This is a genomic window from Mycobacterium marseillense (genome assembly GCF_010731675.1).
Classification (GTDB): Bacteria; Actinomycetota; Actinomycetes; order Mycobacteriales; family Mycobacteriaceae; genus Mycobacterium; species Mycobacterium marseillense.
The window spans coordinates 1,363,464-1,386,023 of the sequence record NZ_AP022584.1 but is presented as its reverse complement, the minus strand read 5'-3'; the positions used below and the strand labels follow the sequence as shown (position 1 = coordinate 1,386,023).

Below are 22,560 nucleotides of genomic sequence, written 5' to 3'. Positions count from 1 at the left end.
CCTAAGGAGATTGGTTCATGTCAGAACGCGTCATCCTGGCGTATTCCGGCGGTCTGGACACCTCGGTGGCCATCAGCTGGATCGGCAAGGAGACCGGCCGTGAGGTCGTAGCGGTGGCGATCGACCTCGGCCAGGGCGGCGAAGACATGGAGGTCATCCGCCAGCGGGCCCTGGACTGCGGGGCGGTGGAGGCCGTCGTTGTCGACGCCCGCGACGAATTCGCCGAGGGCTATTGCCTTCCCACCATCCTGTCCAATGCCCTCTACATGGATCGCTACCCGCTGGTGTCGGCCATCAGCCGGCCGCTGATCGTCAAGCACCTGGTGGCGGCGGCCCGCGAGCACGGCGGCGGCATCGTCGCGCACGGCTGCACCGGCAAGGGCAACGACCAGGTCCGGTTCGAGGTCGGATTCGGTTCGCTGGCACCCGATCTCGAGGTGCTGGCCCCCGTCCGCGATTACGCGTGGACGCGCGAGAAGGCGATCGCGTTCGCCGAGGAGAACGCCATCCCGATCAACGTGACCAAACGCTCGCCGTTCTCGATCGACCAGAACGTGTGGGGCCGCGCGGTGGAAACCGGCTTCCTGGAACACCTTTGGAACGCGCCCACGAAGGATGTCTACGCCTACACCGAAGACCCCACGCTGAACTGGAGTACCCCCGACGAGGTGATCGTCGGGTTCGAGCGCGGCGTGCCGGTGACGATCGACGGCAAGCGAGTGTCGGTGCTGGGCGCCATCGAGGAGCTCAACACCCGCGCCGGCGCGCAGGGCGTCGGCCGCCTCGACGTCGTCGAGGACCGGTTGGTGGGCATCAAGAGCCGCGAGATCTACGAGGCGCCCGGCGCGATGGTGCTCATCACCGCGCATACCGAACTCGAACACGTCACGCTGGAGCGCGAGCTGGGCCGGTTCAAGCGGCACACCGATCAGCGTTGGGCCGAGCTGGTATACGACGGGCTGTGGTACTCGCCGCTGAAGGACGCGCTGGAGAGCTTCGTCGCCAAGACCCAGGAGCACGTGACCGGTGAGGTGCGAATGGTGTTGCACGGCGGCCACATTGCGGTCAACGGGCGGCGCAGCGCCGAATCCCTGTACGACTTCAACCTGGCCACCTACGACGAGGGCGACAGCTTCGACCAGTCGGCCGCAAAGGGTTTCGTCTACGTGCACGGGTTGTCGTCGAAGATCGCATCCCGCCGCGACCAGGCCACCGAGGCGTGACTGTGCATTCCACGACGCGACACGCCGTCGACCCGTCGCGGGGCTCACACTCGCGGCGCAGGAGCGGGTAGGTGAGCACGCGCGAGGGGTCACTGTGGGGCGGGCGGTTCGCGGACGGCCCGTCGGACGCGCTGGCCGCGCTGAGCAAGTCCACCCACTTCGACTGGGTGCTGGCCCCCTACGACATCGTCGCCTCGCGGGCGCACACGGTGATCCTGTTCCGGGCCGGGCTGCTGACCGAAGAGCAGCGCGACGGGCTGCTGGCCGGCCTGGACCAGCTCGCCACCGACGTCGCCGACGGCAGCTTTTCGCCGCTGATCACCGACGAGGACGTGCACGCGGCGCTGGAGCGCGGGCTGATCGACCGGGTCGGGCCGGACCTGGGCGGGCGGCTGCGGGCCGGCCGCTCCCGCAACGACCAGGTGGCCACGCTGTTCCGGATGTGGCTGCGCGACGCCGTGCGCCGGGTCGCCGCTGGGGCGCTGGACGTCGTCGGCGCGCTGGCCGCCCAGGCCGCCGCCCACCCGGACGCCATCATGCCCGGCAAAACCCACCTGCAGTCCGCCCAGCCGGTGCTGTTGGCCCACCACCTGCTCGCGCACGCCCACCCGCTGCTGCGTGATGTCGACCGCCTCGCCGACTTCGACACGCGGGCCGCGATCTCCCCGTACGGATCCGGGGCGCTGGCCGGATCGTCGCTGGGGCTGGACCCCGACGCGATCGCCGCGGAGCTGGGCTTTGCGGCTGCCGCCGACAACTCCATCGACGCGACGGCATCGCGGGATTTCGCCGCGGAGGCCGCCTTCGTGTTCGCGATGATCGGCGTCGACCTGTCCCGGCTGGCCGAGGACGTCATCCTGTGGAGCTCGACCGAATTCGGCTACGTGACCCTGCACGATTCGTGGTCCACCGGCAGCTCGATCATGCCGCAGAAGAAGAACCCGGACATCGCCGAACTGGCCCGCGGCAAGTCGGGGCGGCTGATCGGAAACCTGGCCGGCTTGCTGGCCACGCTGAAGGCCCAGCCGCTCGCCTACAACCGTGACCTGCAGGAAGACAAGGAACCGGTGTTCGATTCGGTGGCCCAGCTGGAATTGGTGCTGCCCGCGATGGCGGGTCTGGTGGGCAGCCTGACGTTCGACGTCGACCGGATGGCCGCCCTCGCGCCGGCCGGGTACACGCTGGCCACCGACATCGCCGAATGGCTGGTGCGCCAGGGGGTGCCGTTCCGCTCCGCGCACGAGGCCGCCGGGGCCGCCGTGCGCGCCGCCGAGCAGCGCGACGTCGGGCTCGACGAGCTGACCGACGACGAGCTGGCCGCCATCAGCGCTGACCTCACACCGCAGGTTCGCGAGGTTTTGACGATCGAGGGCTCGGTGGCCTCGCGCGACGCGCGGGGCGGCACCGCGCCCGTTCGCGTCGCCGAGCAGGTCGAAAACGTCCTGGCCAGCGCCGAACGGCTCAAAGAGCGGCTCGGCGACGGGGCGCGTGGGAGTCGTTAGATGAGGGCGGTTTTTCTGCCCGTCGTTGCCGCGCCGACTAGACTTCGGGCTCAAAGCGATCCGGATGAACGTTTCGGGCCGGATCCCCGTGACCAAGGGGTGGGAAACCAATGAGCGTCGTCGCCGGCGTCTTCGGTGCGCTACCGCCGCACCGTTATTCGCAGCGCGAGCTCACCGACTTCTTCGTCAGCATTCCCGAGTTCGCGGACTACGAAGACATCGTCCGGCAGCTGCACGCCAGCGCCAAAGTCGACAGCCGTCACCTGGTGCTGCCGCTCGAGCAGTACCCCACGTTGACCGACTTCGGCATGGCCAACCGGATCTTCACCGAGCACGCCGTGAACCTCGGCTGCGAGGCGCTGTCCGGTGCGCTCGACGAGGCGGGCCTGCGGCCCCAGGACGTCGACGTGCTGATCACGACGACCGTCACCGGGCTGACGGTGCCGTCGGTGGACGCCCGCATCGCCGCGCGGCTCGGCCTGCGCGACGACGTGCGCCGGGTGCCGCTGTTCGGCCTCGGCTGCGTTGCCGGCGCCGCGGGGGTGGCGCGCGCGAACGACTACCTGCGCGGTGCGCCCGATGCCGTCGCCGCCCTGGTCTCGGTCGAGCTGTGCTCGCTGACCTATCCCGGCTACACGCCGTCGCTGGCCGGCATGGTCGGCAGCGCGCTGTTCGCCGACGGCGCCGCGGCGGTGGTGGCGGTGGGCGACCGGCGCGCCGAACAGCTCGCGGCCGGCGGGCCCAGCGTCCTGGATTCACGCAGCCACCTGTACCCCGATTCCCTGCGCACCATGGGGTTCGACGTGCGATCGGGCGGGTTCGAACTCGTGCTGTCCAAGGACGTCGCGGCCGTCGTGGAGCAATACATCGAGGACGACGTCACCCAGTTCCTGGGGGCCCACGGCTTGACCCCGGCCGACATCGGCGCGTTCGTCAGCCACCCCGGCGGCCCCAAGGTCATCGAGGCGATCAACGCGGCGCTCAGCCTGCCGCCCGAGGCCCTCGAACTGACCTGGCGTTCGCTCGGCGAGATCGGCAATCTCTCGTCGGCGTCGGTATTGCACGTGCTGCGCGACACCATCGCCAAGCCGCCCCCGAGCGGAAGCCCCGGCCTGATGCTCGCGATGGGCCCGGGCTTCTGTTCCGAACTCGTGTTGTTGCGTTGGCACTGATGGTCGCTCGTGTACTTGCGTTCCTACCCTGAAGCGCCCTTGGGCGGTCGGGAGTCGTGGCGGCGGGTCCAAGTCGACGGGGAACTGACCCACCGCCGGGGGTGGCGCTGTGAGTGACACGAAAGGCCGCGGTCGATGAACGGCAACAACGAAGAGCTCGTCCGGGCCCTTCGCCAAGCGCTGAAGGACAACGAGCGACTCAAGCGCGAGAACCGCCACTACCTCGCCGCCACCACCGAACCCGTGGCGGTGGTCGGCATGGGATGCCGCTACCCCGGCGGGGTGGACTCACCAGAGGCGTTGTGGGACATGGTGGTCGAGGGCCGCGACGTCGTCTCGGAGTTCCCGTCGGACCGCGGCTGGAGCTTGGCGGGGCTCTTCGATGCGGATCCCGACGCGGTCGGAAAGTCGTACGCGCGCTGCGGTGGATTCCTCTCGGACGTCGGGGATTTCGACGCCACCTTCTTCGGGATCGCCCCCAGCGAGGCGCTGGCGATGGACCCGCAGCAACGTCTGCTGCTCGAGGTGTCGTGGGAGGCGTTGGAGCGGGCCGGAATCGATCCCGCCACCCTGCGCGGCTCGCCCACCGGGGTGTTCGCCGGGATATTCCACGGCTCCTACGGGGGCCAGGGCCGGGTGCCGGGGCACCTCGAGCGGTACGGGCTGCGCGGCTCGACGCTGAGCGTGGCATCCGGGCGGGTGGCCTATTCGTTGGGACTCGAGGGCCCCGCGGTCTCGGTCGACACGGCGTGTTCGTCGTCGCTGGTGGCCCTGCATCTGGCGGCGCAGTCGTTGCGTTCCGGGGAATGCGATCTGGCGCTGGCCGGCGGTGTGACGGTGATGGCCACACCGGCGATGTTCATCGAATTCAGCCGGCAGCGGGCGCTGGCGGCCGACGGCCGCTGCAAGGCCTACGCGGGCGCGGCCGACGGCACCGGGTTTTCCGAGGGCGTCGGCGTGCTCGTGCTGGAGCGGCTGGCCGACGCGCGCCGGCTCGGGCATCCGGTGCTGGCCGTGATACGCGGGTCCGCGGTGAACCAGGACGGCGCGTCCAACGGGCTGGCGACGCCCAACGGGCCCTCGCAGCAGCGGGTGATCCGGGCGGCGCTGGCCAACGCGCGGCTGGGCACCGCGGACGTGGACCTGGTGGAAGGGCACGGGACCGGCACCACGCTCGGGGATCCGATTGAAGCGCAAGCGTTGTTGGCCACCTACGGGCAGGACCGGCCGGCGGACCGGCCGCTGTGGCTGGGGTCGATCAAGTCGAACATGGGTCACACCTCGGCCGCGGCCGGCGCGGGCGGTGTGATCAAGATGGTGCAGGCGATCCGCCACGGCGTGATGCCCAAGACGCTGCACGTGGATGAGCCGACGCCGCACGTGGATTGGTCGGCAGGGGCGGTGTCGCTGCTGACCGAGTCGCGGCCTTGGTCCGTGCTCGACCGGCCGCGCCGCGCGGGTGTGTCGTCGTTCGGCATCAGCGGCACCAACGCGCACGTCATCGTCGAACAGTATGCGCCGGAGCCCGAAAGCGACTCGCCCCCAGGCGATGACGTGGTGGTGCCGTGGGTGCTCTCGGCCCGCTCGGCCGAGGCGCTGTCGCACCAGGCGGCGCGGCTGCTGGCGCACGTGAAGGCCCATCCCGCGCTGCGGGTGCTCGACGTGGGCTGGTCGCTGATCTCGACGCGGTCGCGCTTCGAGCACCGGGCGGTGATCGTCGGCGCCAATGGCGCGCAGCTGCTGCGCGGGCTGGCCGAATTGGCCGCCGGCGAACAGGGCGCCGGCGTTGCGGTGGGGCGGGCGCAGTCGCCCGGCAAGACGGTGTTCGTGTTCCCCGGCCAGGGCTCGCAATGGGCCGGCATGGGCGCCCAATTACTGGACGGTTCCGCGGTATTCGCCGAACAGATGCACCGGTGCGCGCACGCTCTCGCCGACCACGTCGACTGGTCGCTGATCGACGTCATCCGCGGCCTGCCCGGCGCGCCCGGACTGGACCGGGTGGACGTGGTGCAGCCGGCGCTGTGGGCGGTCATGGTGTCGCTGGCCGAGTTGTGGCGCTCGGTGGGCGTGGTTCCCGACGCGGTGATCGGCCACTCGCAGGGCGAAATCGCGGCGGCCTACGTGGCGGGGGCGCTGTCGCTCGAAGACGCCGCCCGGGTGGTGGCGCTGCGCAGCAGGCTGCTGGTGGGGCTGTCGGGCCGCGGCGGCATGGTTTCGCTGGCCCGCGGGCAGGCGAACGTCGAGCAGCTGATCGCGCCGTGGGGCGAGCGATTGAATATCGCCACGGTCAACGGGGTTTCGGCGGTGGTGGTGTCCGGCGAGGTGGACGCGCTGAGCGAATTGATGCACCGGTGTGAAGCCGACGACATCCGCGCCCGCCGCATCGACGTCGACTACGCGTCGCATTCCATTCAGGTCGACGCCATCCGCGAGCCCCTGGCCGCGGCGCTGAACGGCATTGCGCCGCGGTCGTCGTCGGTCGCGTTTTTCTCCACCGTCACCGGTGAGCTCATGGACACCGCGGGACTGGACGCCGACTACTGGTTCCGCAGCATCCGGCAAACGGTGCAGTTCGAGCGGGCGGTCCGCAACGCCTGCGACGCGGGCTATCGGGCGTTCATCGAATCCAGCCCGCATCCCGTGCTGATGGCCGCCATCGAAGAAACGATGCCCGACGACGAACAAGGCTGCGTCCTCCCGTCGTTGGGCCGCGACGACGGCGGCGTGGACCGCTTCTGGCTCTCGGCCGGGCAGGCGTTCGTGGCGGGCGTGGGCGTGGACTGGCGTGCCGCATTCGACGGCCTGGGCGGCCGGCGTGTCGACCTGCCCACGTACGGGTTTGTGCGGCAACACTTTTGGCTTCCGGGCGGGTCGACGGGCTCGTATGACGTCGCCACCCTGGGTATCGACGGCGCCGAACACGGGCTGCTCGGCGCGGTGGTGCCGCGGCCCGACTCCGGCGGTGTGGTGCTGACCGGCCGGGTGTCGACGGCCGCCCATCCGTGGTTGGCCGATCACGCGGTAGGCCAGACGGTGTTGTTCCCGGGGGCCGGTTTTGTCGAGCTGGCGATCCGCGCGGGCGACGAGGTCGGATGCGGCGTGCTCGACGAGTTGACGCTGTCGGCGCCGTTGGTGCTGTCCGTCGGGGACGGTGTGCAGGTGCAGCTGGTCGTCGGGGCGGCGGACGAGTCGGGTCGGCGTCGGCTGTCGGTGTATTCGGATGTCGCGCAGCCGGGCTCAGAGTGGGTGTTGCACGCCGAGGGCCTGTTGCGGCCCGGGGCGGTGACCCCAACCGCGGACCTCTCGGTGTGGCCGCCCGTCGGTGCGGCCGCGGTCGAGGTCTCCGACGCCTATGCCCGGCTCGCCCGGCGCGGCTACGAATACGGCGGCGCATTCCAGGGATTGCGGGCGATGTGGCAGCGCGGGGACGAGCTCTTCGCCGAGGTCGCCGTCCCCGACGATGCGGCCGCGGCCGACGGCGGCTTCGGGATCCATCCCGTCCTGCTGGACGCCGCCCTGCACGCGATCGGCGCCGCCGGCGAGCAGGACGTGACCGTATTGCCGTTCTCCTGGCAGGGCGTGTCGTTGCACGCGTCGGGCGCGGCGCGGGCGCGAGTACGGATCGCGCCGGCCGGCGCCGGGGCGGTCTCGGTGGAATTGGCGGACGGCGCGGGGCTGCCGGTGCTGTCGGTGGGCGCGCTGGCCATGCGCCCGGCCTCCGCCGAGCAGTTGACGACCGCGGCGGCGCTCCCGCAGCGCCCGCTCGCCCAGGGATTGCTCGACGTGACCTGGTCACCGATCTCGCTGGGCGGCGAGGACGCCGGTGCGGAAGCCACGCTGTGGGAGTTGACCGATCACGGCGGCGACGTGGTGAAGTCGGTGCACGCGGCGGCTACCGAGATGTTGGAGGCGCTGCAATCCTGGTTGCGCGCCGACGGCGCCGGCGTGCTGGCCGTGCAGACCCGCGGGGCGGTCGCCCTTGCCGGCGAAGACGTTTCGGACCTGGCCGGCGCCGCGGTGTGGGGCCTGGTGCGGTCGGCGCAGGCCGAGCACCCCGGCCGCATGATGCTCATCGACTCCGACGGATCACTGGACGCGCACGCGGTCATCGGTTGTGGTGAACCGCAAGTGGTGGTCCGCGGGGGCGTGGCCTACGCGGCCCGGCTGCGGCCGGTGCGAGCGGATTCCGCGATCGGCCTGCCGGCCGGCGGCTGGCGGTTGGACGCCGGCGGCAAAGGCACCCTGGAGGACCTGGTCGTAAGCCATTGCCCGCGAACCGACTTGACCGCCGGGCAGGTGCGAGTGGCGGTGGCCGCGGTCGGGGTCAACTTCCGTGATGTGCTGGTGGCCCTGGGAATGTATCCCGGCGGCGGACGGCTGGGTGCCGAGGGCGCCGGCGTGGTCGTCGAGGTCGCCCCCGACGTGACCGGGCTGGCCGTCGGTGACCCCGTGATGGGGTTGCTGGGCGTCGTCGGCTCCGAGGCGGTGGTGGACCAGCGGTTGGTGACACCGGTGCCCCACGGGCTGTCGCTGGTCGCGGCCGCCGGCGTGCCGGTGGTGTTCCTCACGGCGCTCTACGGGTTGTCGGTGCTGGCGGGGCTGCGCCGCGGGGAGCGCGTGTTGGTGCACACCGCCACCGGGGGAGTGGGCATGGCCGCGGTGCAACTGGCGCGGCATTGGGGTGCGGAGGTGTTCGTCACCGCCAGCCGCGGCAAGTGGGATACCTTGCGCGCGATGGGATTCGACGACGACCACATCGGGGATTCCCGCACGCTCGAGTTCGAGGGGAAGTTCCGCGCTGTGGCCGGTGACCGCGGCTTCGACGTGGTGCTCAATTCGCTGGCCGGCGACTTCACCGACGCCTCGCTGCGGCTGTTGGCGCCCGGTGGGCGGTTCATCGAGATGGGCAAGACCGACGTCCGCGACCCGCACGTCGTCGCCGAACAGTATCGGGGCGCCCACTACCGGGCCTTCGACCTATTGGAGGCCGGCCCGGACAGAACCGCGGCGATGCTGGCCGAGATCGTCGGATTGCTGGCCGACGGGTTCTTGACACCGTTGCCGCAGAAGACGTTCGACGTCCGATGCGCCGCGGCGGCCTACCGGTACGTCAGCCAGGCCCGCCACATCGGCAAGGTCGCGCTCACCGTCCCGTCAGGGCCGGGCGAGGTGCTCAGCGGCTGCGGCGGCGGACTGGCGGGGGCCAGCGTGGTGATCACCGGCGGCACCGGGATGGCCGGTTCGGCGCTGGCCCGCCACCTCGTCGAGCGTTACCGCGTGGCCCACGTGGTGCTGGTCAGCCGAGCCGGCGCGGAGGCGGCCGGCGTCGCCGCACTGGTGGACGGGTTGCACCGCGCCGGCGCCGAGGTGTCGGTGGAAGCCTGCGATGTCGCCGATCCCGACGCGGTGGCGGCGATGCTGTCCCGGATACCGGCGCAGCATCCGCTGCGCGGTGTCGTCCATGCCGCCGGGATTCTCGACGACGGGTTGATCTCCTCGCTGACCCCGGACCGGATGGACGCCGTGCTGCGGGCCAAGGTCGACGGGGCCTGGAACCTGCACCAGCTCACCAGTGATCTGGATTTGTCAGCGTTCGTGGTGTTTTCGTCGATGGCCGGGATCGTGGGGACCCCGGGGCAGGCCAACTACGCGGCCGCCAACAGTTTCCTCGACGGGCTGGCCGCCTACCGGCGCGCCCACGACCTCGCGGGCCTGTCGCTGGCTTGGGGTCTGTGGGAGCAGGCCTCGGCGATGACGGCGCACCTCGGTGACCGGGACAAGGCCCGGATGAGCAGAATCGGTCTGGCGCCGCTGTCCACCGGGCAGGCCTTGGCGGCCTTCGACGCCGCGGTACTCGTCGACCGTCCGGTGCTGGTGGCCGCCGGCCTGGACCGGGCCGCCCTGTCGGACAACGTCGCCGCGCTACCGCCGCTGCTGCGCGAACTCGCCGCCGGCCCGGTGCGGCGCGTCGTCGACGACACGGACGCCGCCGCGTCGAGCAGCGGCCTCAGCGCGCGCCTGAACGGCCTGAGTCCCGAGGCCCGGCAACGCGAACTGATCGACCTGGTGCGCGGCAACGCCGCGATGGTGCTGGGCGTGCCGAACCCGGCCGACATCAACGTCGGCCGCGCGTTCCAGGAACTCGGCTTCGATTCGCTGACCGCGGTCGAGCTGCGCAACCGCCTCAAAAACGCGACGGGCCTTACCCTTTCGCCGACGCTGATCTTCGACTACCCCACACCGACCGTGCTGGCCGGGCACCTGGACACGCAGCTGGCGGGCGCGGACACCGACGTCCAGCCGAACCTGATGGCCCGCGTCAACGACATCACCCGGGAACTGCAGGCGCTGCTGGGCGCGCCCAATTGGAATGCCGACGACCGGTCGGTGCTGCGGGCCCGCCTCCACACCCTGCTCGGCGCCATTGCGCCCGGCGATCCGGCCGACCCTGAACACCTCGACGATGACCTCGATGCCGCCACCGAAAGTCAACTCTTTGCGATCCTCGATGAAGAACTCGGCCGCTGACACCCCGCCAGGAGCGTCGACGCCGGGCACCGCTCAGCACGTCGACTACCTGAAACGCCTTACGGCGGATCTCAGGCGGACCCGGCGGCGCGTCGCGGAGCTGGAAGGCCAGCTGTCCGAGCCGGTCGCGGTGGTGGGCATGGCCTGCCGGTACGCCGGCGGGGTGGACACGCCGGAAGCTTTGTGGCAGCTGGTGGCCGAGGGCCGGGACACGGTGTCGGACTTCCCGCCCGATCGCGGCTGGGACGTCGAGGGCCTCTACGACCCGGATCCGGACGCCAAAGGCAAGATGTACACCCGGCAGGGCAGCTTCCTGCAGGACGCGGGCGACTTCGACGCCGGCTTCTTCGGCATCGGGCCCAGCGAGGCGCTGGCCATGGACCCCCAGCAGCGGATGATGCTGGAGATCTGCTGGGAGGCGTTGGAGCGCGCGGGAATTGACCCCTTCGCGCTGCGCGGCACGGCGACCGGGGTGTTCGCGGGCGTCATCCACGCCGGGTATGGCGGCGAGGTCAAAGGCGAGCTGGAGGGCTACGGGCTCACCGGCTCGACCCTGAGCGTCACGTCGGGCCGGGTGTCGTACGTGTTGGGGCTGGAGGGCCCGGCGGTGTCGGTGGACACCGCGTGCTCGTCCTCGTTGGTCTCCATGCACCTGGCCGCGCAGTCGTTGCGGTCCGGAGAATGCGACCTGGCGCTGGCCGGGGGCGTGACCGTCATGGCGACCCCCGCGGCGTTCGTCGAGTTCAGCCGGCAGCGGGCGCTGGCGCCCGACGGACGCTGCAAGGTGTATGCCGGTGCGGCGGACGGGACTTCGTGGTCGGAAGGCGCGGGCGTGGTGGTGCTGGAGCGCCTGGCCGACGCGCGGCGCCTGGGACATCCCGTCCTGGCGTTGCTCCGGGGCACCGCGGTGAACCAGGACGGCGCGTCCAACGGGCTGACCGCACCCAACGGCCCGTCGCAGCAGCGGGTCATCCGGGCGGCACTGGCCAACGCCGGATTGACGGCGGCGGACGTCGATGTCGTGGAGGGACACGGAACCGGGACGGTGCTCGGGGATCCGATCGAGGCGCAGGCGCTGCTCGCGACGTACGGGCAGGACCGGCCGGCGGATCGGCCGCTGTGGCTGGGGTCGATCAAATCCAACATCGGCCACACCTCGGCCGCGGCGGGCGTGGCCGGGGTGATCAAAATGGTGCAGGCGATGCGGCACGGCGTGATGCCCAAGACGCTGCACGTGGATGTCCCGTCGCCGCATGTGGATTGGTCGGCCGGGGCGGTGTCGCTGCTGACCGAGCCGCGCCCGTGGCCGGAGCACGGCGGGCCGCGGCGCGCGGGCGTCTCCTCCTTCGGTATCAGCGGCACTAACGCGCACGTGATCGTCGAGCAGGCCCCCGTCGAAGTGAGCCCCGAACCGGAGAGCGCACCCGCAGGCGGCGATTCGAATCCGGTTGTGCCGTGGGTGGTTTCGGCCCGCTCGCCCGACGCGCTGACCGGCCAGGCGCAACGACTGCTGGATCACCCGGGCGCCGGCCCCGGTGTGCCCGCGGCGGACGTGGGCTGGTCGCTGGCGACCACCCGGGCGGCGTTCGAGTACCGCGCGGTGTTGATCGGCGCCGAAAGCGCGGACCTGACCGCGGGGCTGGCGGGGCTGGCGGCCGGGGCGCCGGTCCCGGGCGCGATCACCGGGCGCACCCGCTCGGTGGGCAAGCGCGTGTTCGTGTTTCCGGGTCAGGGTTCGCAGTGGCTGGGCATGGGCGCGGGCCTGTACGAACGATTTCCCGTGTTCGCCCAGGCCTTTGACGACGCCGTGGCCGCGGTGGACAACCATTGCCGACTGCCGTTGCGCGAGGTGATGTGGGGCGCCGACGCGGAGTTGTTGCAGAGCACCGAATTTGCCCAGCCGGCGCTGTTCGTGCTGGAGATCGCGGTGGCCGCGCTCTGGGAATCACTCGGCGTCACACCGGATGTGGTGATCGGGCACTCGGTGGGGGAGATCGCCGCGGCCTGCGTCGCCGGCGCCCTCTCGCTCTCCGATGCGGCGGGCCTGGTGACGGCCCGCGGCCGGCTGATGGCGCAGTTGCCGCCCGGCGGGGTGATGATGGCCGTGACCGCCGCCGAGGCCGACGTGGCGCCGCTGCTCAACGGCGACGTGAGCATCGCGGCGGTCAACGGCCCGCGATCGCTGGTGCTTTCGGGCTCGGAGGCAGCGGTGAAGATGGTCGCGGACCGCCTGGCGGACGGCGGCGCCCGGGTGCGGCAGCTGGAGGTCTCGCACGCGTTCCACTCCCCGCTGATGGAACCCATGATGGGGGAGTTCTCCGCCGTGGCGGCCGGCGTATCGGCATCCGAGCCGCGGATCGCGCTGGTATCCAACCTGACCGGGCAGCTGGCCGGCCCCGACTATGGGACGGTCGCATACTGGGTCGACCACGTGCGCAAGCCCGTGCGGTTCGTCGACGGCGTGCAGCTGGCCGAATCGCTGGGTGCCGGTGTGTTTTTGGAGGTCGGACCCGGCGCGGCGTTGACGGCCGCGGTCGACCAATCCCTGACGACCGACCGCGCCATGTCGGTGGTGTCGATGGCCAAGGGCCGTCCCGAGGTCGACTCGCTGCTGTCGGCGGCCGGACAGCTGTTCGCGACCGGTTCGGACGTGGACTGGTCGGCGGCGTTTACCGGGCTCAACGCCCGGCGCATCGCGCTGCCCACGTATGCCTTTGTGCGGCGCCGGTTTTGGCTGTCGAGCGACTCGGTGGGCTCGGCGAACATCGCCAGCCTGGGTTTGACCGAGGCCGAGCACGCGTTGCTGGGGGCGGTGGTGGACCGGCCGGATTCCGGGGGCATGGTGCTCACCGGCCGGCTGTCGACGGCCGCTCAACCATGGCTGGCCGACCACGCGGTGGCCGGCACGGTGCTGTTTCCGGGGGCGGGCTTCGTGGAGCTGGCGCTGCGCGCCGGCGACGAGGTCGGCTGCTCGGTGATCGAGGAACTGACGCTGTCGGCGCCGCTGGTGGTCCCTGCGGGGGGCGTCGTGCAGCTTCAGGTGGTGGTGGATGCGGCCGGTGACGCGGGGGCCCGGGCGGTCTCGGTGCATTCGCGTGTCGCGCAATCGGATTGGACCCTGCATGCCGAAGGCGTGTTGAGCGACGGCCCCGCCGCCCCGGCGGCGGATCTGTCGGTGTGGCCGCCCGTCGGCGCCGAGGCGGTGGACGTGACCGGCGCGTACGACGGCCTGGCGGACCGCGGCTACGGATACGGCCCGGCCTTCCAGGGGCTGCGGGCCGTGTGGCGGCGGGGCGGCGAGACGTTCGCCGAGGTCGAACTCCCGCAGCAGGCCGGGGCAGCGACCGGCGGCTTCGGCATCCACCCGGTGGTGCTGGACGCGGCGCTGCACGCGCTCGGGGTGGCCGACGAATCGATCGAGACCGTGTTGCCGTTCTCCTGGCAGGGCGTGAGCCTGTATGCCGCCGGAGCGTCGCGCGTCCGGGTGCGGCTGGCGCCGGCGGGTGCCGGCGCCGTGGCGGTCGACCTGGCCGACGCGTCGGGCCTGCCGGTGCTGTCGGTGCGGGAGTTGGTGACGCGCGCGGTGTCGGCCGACCAGTTGAGCGCGGCGGTGGCGACCCGCTCCGGCAGCGGCGAACTCCTCGACGTGGTGTGGTCGCCGGTTTCTCCGCCGGGCAACGACGTCGGCGAGAGCGTCACGGTCTGGGAGCCGCCGCCCGGCGCTTCGGTCACCTCGGTCTACGCGGCCACGCACGACGCCCTCGCCGTCCTGCACTCCCGGCTGACCGGTGATGCGGCCGGGACGCTGGTGGTGGCGACCCGCGGGGCGGTCGCACGCGCCGGTGAAGACGTGTCGGACCTGGCCGGCGCGGCCGTCTGGGGCCTAGTGCGCTCGGCGCAGGCCGAGCACCCCGGCCGCATGGTGCTGGTGGACACCGATGGCTCGCTGGACATCGCCGCGGTGATCGGTTGCGGCGAACCGCAATTGCTGGTGCGTGACGGCGTCGCCTACTGTGCCCGGTTGAAGCCGGCGGGCCGGCGAGCGCTGTTGTCGCTGCCCGAGCCGCCGTCGGTATGGCGACTGGCCGCCGGCGACGCCGGCACGCTGGAGGACCTGGCGGTCCAGGAGTACCCCCCGGCGGAGCTGGAATCCGGTCAGGTGCGGGTGCGGGTGGCCGCGGCCGGCGTGAACTTTCGAGACGTGTTGGTGGCACTGGGCATGTATCCCGGTGCCGCGCAGTTGGGTGCCGAGGGCGCCGGCATCGTCACCGAAGTCGGTTCCGGCATCACCGATGTGGCCGTCGGCGACGCGGTGATGGGGATCTTCGGGCTGGCGGGCTCGGAAGCGGCGGTCGATCGCCGGCTGGTCACCGGCGTGCCGCCGGGCTGGTCGATGGCACAGGGCGCGGGCGTGCCGGTGGTGTTTCTGACCGCGTACTACGGGCTGTCGGTGCTGGCCGGATTGCGGGCGGGTCAACGGGTGCTGGTGCACGCGGCCACCGGCGGGGTCGGCATGGCCGCGGTCCAGCTGGCGCGGCATTGGGGCGCCGAGGTGTTCGCGACGGCCAGCCGCGGCAAGTGGGACACGCTGCGCGCCATGGGCTTCGACGACGCGCACATCGCGGATTCGCGAACGCTGGAGTTCGAGCAGAAGTTCGCCGCCACCGGCGGCATGGACGTGGTGCTCAACTCGTTGGCCGGTGATTTCAACGACGCGTCCCTGCGGCTCCTGGGCCCGGGCGGTCGTTTCATCGAGATGGGCAAGACCGACCTGCGTGATCCGGACGTCGTGGCGCAAGCCCACCCCGGGGTGGGGTACCGCGCGTTCGACCTGATGGAGGCCGGGCCGGACAGCATCGCGGAGATGCTGGCCGAATTGATCGGGTTGTTTGCCAGTGGGGTCTTGGCGCCGTTGCCGGTCAAGGCTTTCGACGCGCGTAGCGCCGCCGACGCCTATCGCTTTGTGAGCCAGGCCCGCCACATCGGCAAGGTCGTGCTCACCATGCCGGACGGGCCCGCGGGGCTGGCGGGTGGTACTGCGCTCATCACCGGCGGCACCGGCATGGCGGGTTCGGCGGTGGCCCGTCACCTCGTCGAGCGGCATCGGGTGCCCCACGTGATGTTGGTCAGCCGCACCGGGGAGCGGGCGGCCGGAATGGCCGAGCTGGCCGGCGATTTGCGCGAGGCGGGCGCCTCGGTGTCGGTGGTCGCCTGCGATGTCGGCGACCGGGACGCGGTCGCGTCGCTGCTGGCGCAGGTGCCCCCGCAATACCCGCTGCGGTCGGTGTTCCATGCTGCGGGGGTGATCGACGACGCGGTGGTCGCGTCGTTGACGCCCGCGCGCATCGACACCGTGCTGCGTGCCAAGGTCGACGGCGCCTGGAACCTGCACGAGCTGACCCGAGATCTGGATCTGGCCGCGTTCGTGGCCTTTTCGTCGATGGCCGGGATCGTGGGCGCGCCGGGCCAGGGCAACTACGCGGCCGCCAACAGCTTCCTCGACGCGCTGGCAGCCCATCGCCACGCCCAGGGACTGCCGGGATTGTCGGTGGCGTGGGGGATGTGGGAAGAGCCGTCGGCGATGACGCAGCACCTCGGCGAGGCCGACCGGGCCCGGATGAGCCGGGCCGGGCTGAGCGCGTTGTCCACCCGGCAGGCGCTGGAACTGTTGGACGCCGCGCTGCGCGGCGAGCAGCCCATGGCGGTGGGTACCCGCCTCGACCGGGGCGCGCTGGCGCACCACAGCGCCGCGCTGCCGCCGCTGTTGAGCCAGCTGGCCACTCGCCCCGCTCGCCGGGTCCTCGAGCACACCGACATGGTGTCCCTGACGGGCCTGCGGGCGCGGCTGGACGGCCTGAGTCCCGAACAGCGACAAGCCGAATTGGTGGAGCTGGTCTGCGGCAACGCCGCCACGGTGCTGGGGCACACCAGCGCGGACGTCAACGCCGACGACGCCTTCGGTGACCTCGGTTTCGATTCGCTGACCGCCGTCGAACTGCGCAACCGGCTCAAAATCGCGACCGGACTTACCCTTTCGCCCACGCTGATCTTCGATCACCCGACGCCGGCCGCGCTCGCCGAACACCTCGGAACCGAGCTGGCCACCAACTCCGCGACCGCCCCGGCCATGCCACCCGATCGCATGGCCCGGTTCAACGACATCGCGCGGGAACTGCACACACTGCTCGCCCAACCCGGGCTGAGCTCCGGCGACCGGGCGGAGCTTGTCGCCCGGCTCCAGGGCCTGCTGGCGGCGGCGACCGGCCCGTCGCTTCCCGCGCTGCCTGAGCACCCCGAGGAGGCGTTCGACGACGACCTCGCCACCGCCACCGAGAGCCAGCTCTTTGCAATCCTCGACGACGAAGTCGGCCGCTGACCTTGGCGCCCACGGACGTAGCGATCATCGGGCTCGCATGCAAATTCCCCGGAGCCGCCGGCCCCGAGGCCTTGTGGCGGCTGCTTCGCGACGGACGGGAGAACACCCAGTTCGCCGGGGAGGCCGAGCAATTCGATGCCGACTTCTTCAACCTCTCGCCGCGCGAGGCGTGCGCGATGGACCCGCGGCAACGGCTGGTCCTGGAGCTGACTTGGGAACTGTTCGAGAATGCGTTCGTCGTGCCGGAAACGCTGCGCGGAGAACCGGTCTCGGTATACCTCGGGGCGATGACCGATGACTACGCCGCCCTGACCGTGCGCGATCTCGCCGACAATCTCGACCACCACACGTTCACCGGCATCAGCAGGGCGATGATCGCCAACCGGATCTCGTATGCCTTCGGGCTGCGGGGACCCAGCATGACCGTCGACTCCGGCCAATCTTCGTCCCTGGTCGCGGTGCACCTCGGTTGCGAAAGCGTCCGAAGCGGGCAATCGTCGCTGGCCATCGCGGGTGGGGTCCACCTGAACCTGGCCGACGAAATCGCCATGCTGGAACGCGAATTCGGCGCCGTATCGGTTTCGGGCCACACCTTCGCGTTCGATCGGCGCGCCGACGGGTACGTGCGCGGCGAGGGCGCCGGACTGGTGCTGCTGAAGCCCCTGCCGGCCGCCCTCGACGACGGCGATCGCATCCACGCCGTCATCCGCGGCGGCGCCGTCGCCAACGCCGGGCACAGCCCGGCCGGACAGACCGTGCCGTCGGCGCGCGGCGAGGCCGACGTGATCCGCCGCGCGCTCGCCGACGCCGACTTGGACGTCGCGGACATCGATTACGTCGAGGCCCACGGCACGGGAACCAAGGTGGGCGACGCGATCGAGGCGCAGGCGCTCGGCGAGGTTTTCGGCGAGCGCGTCGACGATCCGGTGCGGGTCGGTTCGGTGAAGACCAACCTCGGCCACGCCGGTGCCGCCGCCGGGGTCGCGGGCCTGCTCAAGGCCGTGCTGGCGATCCAGAACTCGACGATTCCGCCGAGCCTCAACTATGCCGACCCGGATCCCGACACGGATCTGAATCGCCTTGGGCTGCAGGTCAACACCGTGACCGAGCCGTGGCCGTCGACGGGCCACCCGCGGCGCGCCGGGGTGTCCTCGTTCGGCATGGGCGGGACCAACGCGCACGTCGTTGTGGAACAGCCGCCCGCCCAACCCGATCCGGCGCGACCGGAGTTCGACCACGCGGTGCCGTGGGCGCTGTCGGCCCGATCCGAACGCGCGCTGGCCAATCAGGCGCAGCGGCTGTCGGCCCACGTCGCCGAGCGAGGGGACCTCACCGCCCTCGACGTGGCCTGGTCGTTGGTCAGCACCCGGGCAACTTTCGAGCACCGCGCGGTCGTGGCGGGAGCCGATCGTGACGCGCTGGCAGCGGGATTGGCGGCGCTGGCGGCGGGGGAGCCACATCCGGGCGTGGCGGTGGGCCGGGCGACGCCGGGAGGCAAGACGGTATTCGTCTTTCCCGGCCAGGGTTCGCAGTGGCTCGGGATGGGGCGCGAACTCTACGACCGCTTCGAGGTGTTCGCCCGTGCCTTCGATGAGGCCACCGAGGCGATCGACGGTCATCTGCGGCTGCCGTTGCGCGAGGTGATGTGGGGCGCGGCCCCGGAGTTGTTGCAGGCCACGGAGTTTGCCCAGCCCGCGTTATTCGTGCTGGGGTTCGCGCTGGCGGGGCTGTGGCAATCCTTCGGCGTCACACCGGATGTGGTGATGGGGCATTCGGTGGGGGAGATCGCCGCGGCGTGTGTGGCCGGGGTGCTGTCGCTGCCCGCCGCGGCGCGTCTGGTGGCCGCCCGCGGCCGGTTGATGGCGCGCCTGCCGGCCGGCGGGGTGATGGTGGCCGTCGGCGCCGGCGAGGCCGAGGTGGCCGCTTTGATGGACGGCGGGGTGAGCATCGCGGCCGTCAACGGCCCCCATTCGGTCGTGCTGTCCGGTGAGGAGATACCGGTCGGGGCGCTGGCGGATCGGCTGGCGCAAACCGGCCGGCGCGTGCACCGGTTGGCGGTCTCCCACGCGTTTCACTCGCCACTGATGGAGCCCATGCTGGCCGAGTTTTCCGCGGTGACGGCCGGCATCGAACCGCACCCCCCGCGAGTCGGGTTGGTGTCGAACCTGACCGGGCGACTGGCCGACGCCGACTACGGGTCGGCGCAGTACTGGGTGCAGCACGTGCGTCAGCCGGTGCGCTTCTTCGAGGGGGTGCGCGCCGCCGAGGCGGCCGGCGCCACGACGTTCCTCGAGCTGGGTCCGGGCGCGGCGCTGACGGCCGCCGTGGACCAGTCGCTGAGCACCGAGCGGGCGGTGTCGCTGGCCACCATGACCAAAGATTGCCTTGAGACGGAATCGGTCCTGGGTGCCGCCGGGCAGCTGTTCACCCGCGGGCTCAGCCTCGACTGGGCAGGCGTGTTCGCCGGCCTGAACGCCCGACGCGTCGAGTTACCTACGTATGGCTTTGCGCGACAGAGGTTCTGGCTCGGCGCCGGGCTGGCTGGACCCGGGGACGCGACGGCCCCGGCCGCCAGCGTCACGCGCTCACCCGACTTGGCCCACCAGCTGCACGCACTGCCGCGCGACGAACAGCAGCGTGTGCTGATCGAGTTGGTGTGCGAGCACGCGGCGGCCGTGCTGGGGCACCCGGGCGGGCAGGCCGTCGATCACGACCGCGCCTTTGGCGACCTCGGATTCGACTCGCTGATCGGGGTCGAACTGCGCAACCGCCTCACTACGCACACCGGGACGGCGTTGTCACGCACGCTGATCTTTGACTACCCGACCCCGGCCGCACTGGCCGACCATCTCCGCCGTCAATTACTCCACGACGATCGCGAGGAATCCGACGATGAAAAACTCTGGTCCGCGCTGAGGAAGATTCCCGTGCGTGAGCTTCGCAGAACGGGATTGCTCGACAAACTCCTCTTACTCGCCGGTATGCCGGAAACACCCGTTGGCGACGCAACCAAACCCGGCGTAAGTGGCGACGATATCGATTCTTTGAGCCCCGACGATTTAATCGCCATGGCACTCAATTCGGCGGAAGACGAGGATGTCGAATGACGAATTCCCCGCTGCCGGACATGATTACGCGCACACCAGGCGCCCTCAATCAGACATGTGTTGAATACCAGGATCTTTTGCAAGACCCCAACCAACCGCATAAACTTCCGGCATTACGCGGAATCGTATTCACGTTGGTTGGCAATCAAGAGAGTAGAGCATGAGCGTCATCGCGGGTGTATTCGGCGCTGTGCCGCCGCATCGCTATAGCCAACGCGAAATCACCGACCACATCGTCGAGTTCCCCGCGTTGAAGGAACACGAAGAGATCGTCCGGCGTCTGCACGCCGCCGCCAAGGTCAACAGCCGCCACTTCGTGCTGCCGCTCGAGCGGTACCACTCGCTGAGCGACTTCGGTGACGCCAACGAGGTCTTCATCGATAAGGCCGTGGAACTGGGCTGCGACGCGCTGCTGGGCGCCCTCGACGAGGCGGGGCTCAGCCCGCAAGACATCGACACGATCGTCACCACGACCGTCACCGGCATCGCGGTGCCGTCACTCGACGCCCGGATCGTCGGGCGTCTCGGCCTGCGCCCGGACGTGCGCCGGGTGCCGCTGTTCGGGCTGGGCTGTGCTGGCGGGGCGGCCGGCGTCGGCAGGCTGCACGATTACCTGCGCGGCGCTCCGGACGGCGTCGCCGCCCTGGTGTCGGTCGAACTGTGCTCGTTGACCTTCCCCGCGGTCGCGCCGACCGTGTCGGGCCTGGTCGGGACCGCGATGTTCGGCGATGGCGCCGCCGCAGTGGTCGCAGTCGGTGACCGTCGCGCCGAGCAACTGAGTTCGGCCGGGCCCGACATCCTCGATTCGCGCAGCCGGCTGTACCCCGAATCGCTGCACATCATGGGCTGGAACATCGGCTCGGCCGGCATTCAGCTGGTGATGTCGCCGGAACTGCCGACCATCATCGACCGGTACCTGGCCGACGACGTGAGCCGGTTCCTCGCCGCACATCAGCTGACCAAGGACGATGTCGGTGCCTGGGTCACGCACCCCGGCGGACCCAAAGTCATCAACACCATCGCCAAGTGCCTCGAGCTGCCGCCGGAAGCGCACGAGCTGACCTGGCGCTCGCTCGGGGAAATCGCCAACCTCTCATCGGCGTCGGTGCTGCACATCCTGAGGGACACCATCGCCAAACCGCCGCCGAGCGGAAACCCCGGGCTGATGATCGCGACGGGACCCGGCTTCGGTTCCGAACTGGTGCTGCTGCGCTGGCATTGAGCGCATAACTTCCGCCGACCTGTTGCCTGACGGATTTGTCGGTGGTCGCTGCGATGATGGCGTTATGTCTTCGACCGCACCTGCTGACGCCGAGGTGGTGACTGCGAGCGACCGCCTTGAGGTGTTGTTTGAGGAGTTGGCGGAGTTGGCCGGTCAGCGCAATGCGATTGATGGGCGCATCGTGGAGATCGTCGCCGAGATCGATCGCGACCAATTGTGCGGTGTGACCGGTGCGCGGTCGGTGCCGGCGTTGGTGGCCTGGAAGCTGGGGTGTTCGTCGGGCAATGCCCACACGATCAGCACCATCGCTGGCCGGCTGGAGGAGTTTCCCCGCTGCGCGGCAGGCATGCGCGAGGGTCGGCTGTCGGCCGATCAGGTCGGGGTGATCGCCGCACACGCGGGCCAGGGATCTGATGACCATTACGCCCAACTGGCCGCGGTCGCCACGGTCAATCAGCTGCGCACCGCGGTCAAGCTGGAACCGCGTCCTGACCCCGAACCCCGGCCCGAGCCCGAGCGGTCGTTTATCGCGACCGCCACCGAGCAGGGGGCGTGTTATCGGATCACGCTGGGCCACGTGGATGCCGCGACGTTCGACGCCGCGTTGGCCTCGCATCGTGACGCGCTCATCGCCGAGTGGCGCCGCGACCACGGCGAGGGCGCGGGCGTGGGTGATCAGCGTCCGCCGGTGCCGGGCACGGCCGAGGCGTTCATGCGCCTGATCGAAGCGGGCTGGGACAGCGAGGCCACTCGTCGGCCTCATGGGCAGCACACCACGGTGGTGGTGCACCTTGATGTCGCCCAGCGCGCTGCGGCACTGCATCTGGGTCCGCTGCTGTCTGACGCCGAACGCCGATACCTCACCTGTGATGCCACCTGTGAGGTGTGGTTTGAGCGCCACGGTGAGGTCATTGGGGCCGGGCGGGCAACCCGGGTGATCAACCGGCGGCTGCGTCGCGCGCTCGAGCACCGCGACCGTATGTGTGTGGTTGCGGGTTGTGGCGCCACCCGGGGTTTGCATGCCCATCACCTGCGGCACTGGGAAGACGGCGGCCCCACCGAGTTGGCCAACCTGGTGCTGGTGTGTCCCTATCACCACCGGTTGCATCATCGGGGCCTGATCACCCTCACCGGACCCGCGCACGCTCTGGTGGTCACCGACGAGGACGGCCGAATCCTGAGACCGGGATCACTGGCACGCCCACCCACGGGGCCCCCGCCCGCGGTGGCGCCCTGCCCCGGCCCGACCGGCGAACGCGCCCACTGGTGGTGGTATGACCCCTTCCAACCCCAACCACCACCGACCAACAACTAGCCCGGTTCGTGGTACCGGTCGCTGCGCAACTCAAATAGCTTGGAAAATCGAGGGATTCGTCCACACTATCCGTCTCGGCCGGTCCACATCGCCCCCACATCGCCATTGCTGGCCC

At 70.7% G+C, this 22,560-nt stretch carries 8 protein-coding genes; all 8 read left to right on the top strand.

Annotated elements, in window-relative coordinates; all coding sequences use genetic code 11:
* Positions 1 to 17 precede the first annotated feature (17 nt).
* The 8 genes from G6N26_RS06035 (at position 18) to G6N26_RS06000 (ending at position 22,445) form a co-directional block, all read left to right on the top strand.
* Positions 18 to 1,223: an argininosuccinate synthase gene (locus G6N26_RS06035; RefSeq protein WP_067174262.1), complete on the top strand. Its 1,206-nt coding sequence runs from the start codon at positions 18 to 20 to the stop codon at positions 1,221 to 1,223.
* Between the two features lie 71 nt (positions 1,224 to 1,294).
* Complete coding sequence (argH, locus tag G6N26_RS06030; RefSeq protein ID WP_083016025.1) at positions 1,295 to 2,725, top strand: argininosuccinate lyase; 1,431 nt, start codon at positions 1,295 to 1,297, stop codon at positions 2,723 to 2,725.
* Positions 2,726 to 2,835: 110 nt separating this feature from the next.
* On the top strand, positions 2,836 to 3,897 hold the full coding sequence (locus G6N26_RS06025; protein WP_083016022.1) for a type III polyketide synthase: 1,062 nt from the start codon (positions 2,836 to 2,838) through the stop codon (positions 3,895 to 3,897).
* Positions 3,898 to 4,032: 135 nt separating this feature from the next.
* Positions 4,033 to 10,425: a type I polyketide synthase gene (locus G6N26_RS06020; RefSeq protein WP_083016018.1), complete on the top strand. Its 6,393-nt coding sequence runs from the start codon at positions 4,033 to 4,035 to the stop codon at positions 10,423 to 10,425.
* Positions 10,406 to 16,801, top strand: coding sequence for a type I polyketide synthase (locus G6N26_RS06015; protein WP_083016015.1), 6,396 nt, complete (start codon positions 10,406 to 10,408; stop codon positions 16,799 to 16,801). Before G6N26_RS06020 ends, G6N26_RS06015 begins: the two co-directional genes overlap by 20 nt.
* 2 nt (positions 16,802 to 16,803) lie before the next feature.
* Positions 16,804 to 19,908 carry a type I polyketide synthase gene (locus tag G6N26_RS06010; protein WP_083016012.1) on the top strand — a complete coding sequence of 1,035 codons (3,105 nt, stop codon included), beginning with the start codon at positions 16,804 to 16,806 and terminating at the stop codon, positions 19,906 to 19,908.
* A gap of 160 nt (positions 19,909 to 20,068) precedes the next feature.
* A complete protein-coding gene (locus tag G6N26_RS06005) occupies positions 20,069 to 21,130 on the top strand; it encodes a type III polyketide synthase (protein WP_083016009.1) in 1,062 nt (353 codons plus the stop codon).
* A gap of 64 nt (positions 21,131 to 21,194) precedes the next feature.
* On the top strand, positions 21,195 to 22,445 hold the full coding sequence (locus G6N26_RS06000; RefSeq protein ID WP_163648736.1) for an HNH endonuclease signature motif containing protein: 1,251 nt from the start codon (positions 21,195 to 21,197) through the stop codon (positions 22,443 to 22,445).
* Positions 22,446 to 22,560: the final 115 nt, after the last annotated feature.

Excerpts from the sequence above, each read along its gene's own strand:
- G6N26_RS06035 (WP_067174262.1), top strand. The coding sequence starts at position 18 with ATGTCAGAACGCGTCATCCTGGCGTATTCCGGCGGTCTGGACACCTCG.
- G6N26_RS06025 (WP_083016022.1), top strand. The coding sequence starts at position 2,836 with ATGAGCGTCGTCGCCGGCGTCTTCGGTGCGCTACCGCCGCACCGTTAT.
- G6N26_RS06020 (WP_083016018.1), top strand. The coding sequence starts at position 4,033 with ATGAACGGCAACAACGAAGAGCTCGTCCGGGCCCTTCGCCAAGCGCTG.
- G6N26_RS06015 (WP_083016015.1), top strand. The coding sequence starts at position 10,406 with ATGAAGAACTCGGCCGCTGACACCCCGCCAGGAGCGTCGACGCCGGGC.
- G6N26_RS06005 (WP_083016009.1), top strand. The coding sequence starts at position 20,069 with ATGAGCGTCATCGCGGGTGTATTCGGCGCTGTGCCGCCGCATCGCTAT.
- G6N26_RS06000 (WP_163648736.1), top strand. The coding sequence starts at position 21,195 with ATGTCTTCGACCGCACCTGCTGACGCCGAGGTGGTGACTGCGAGCGAC.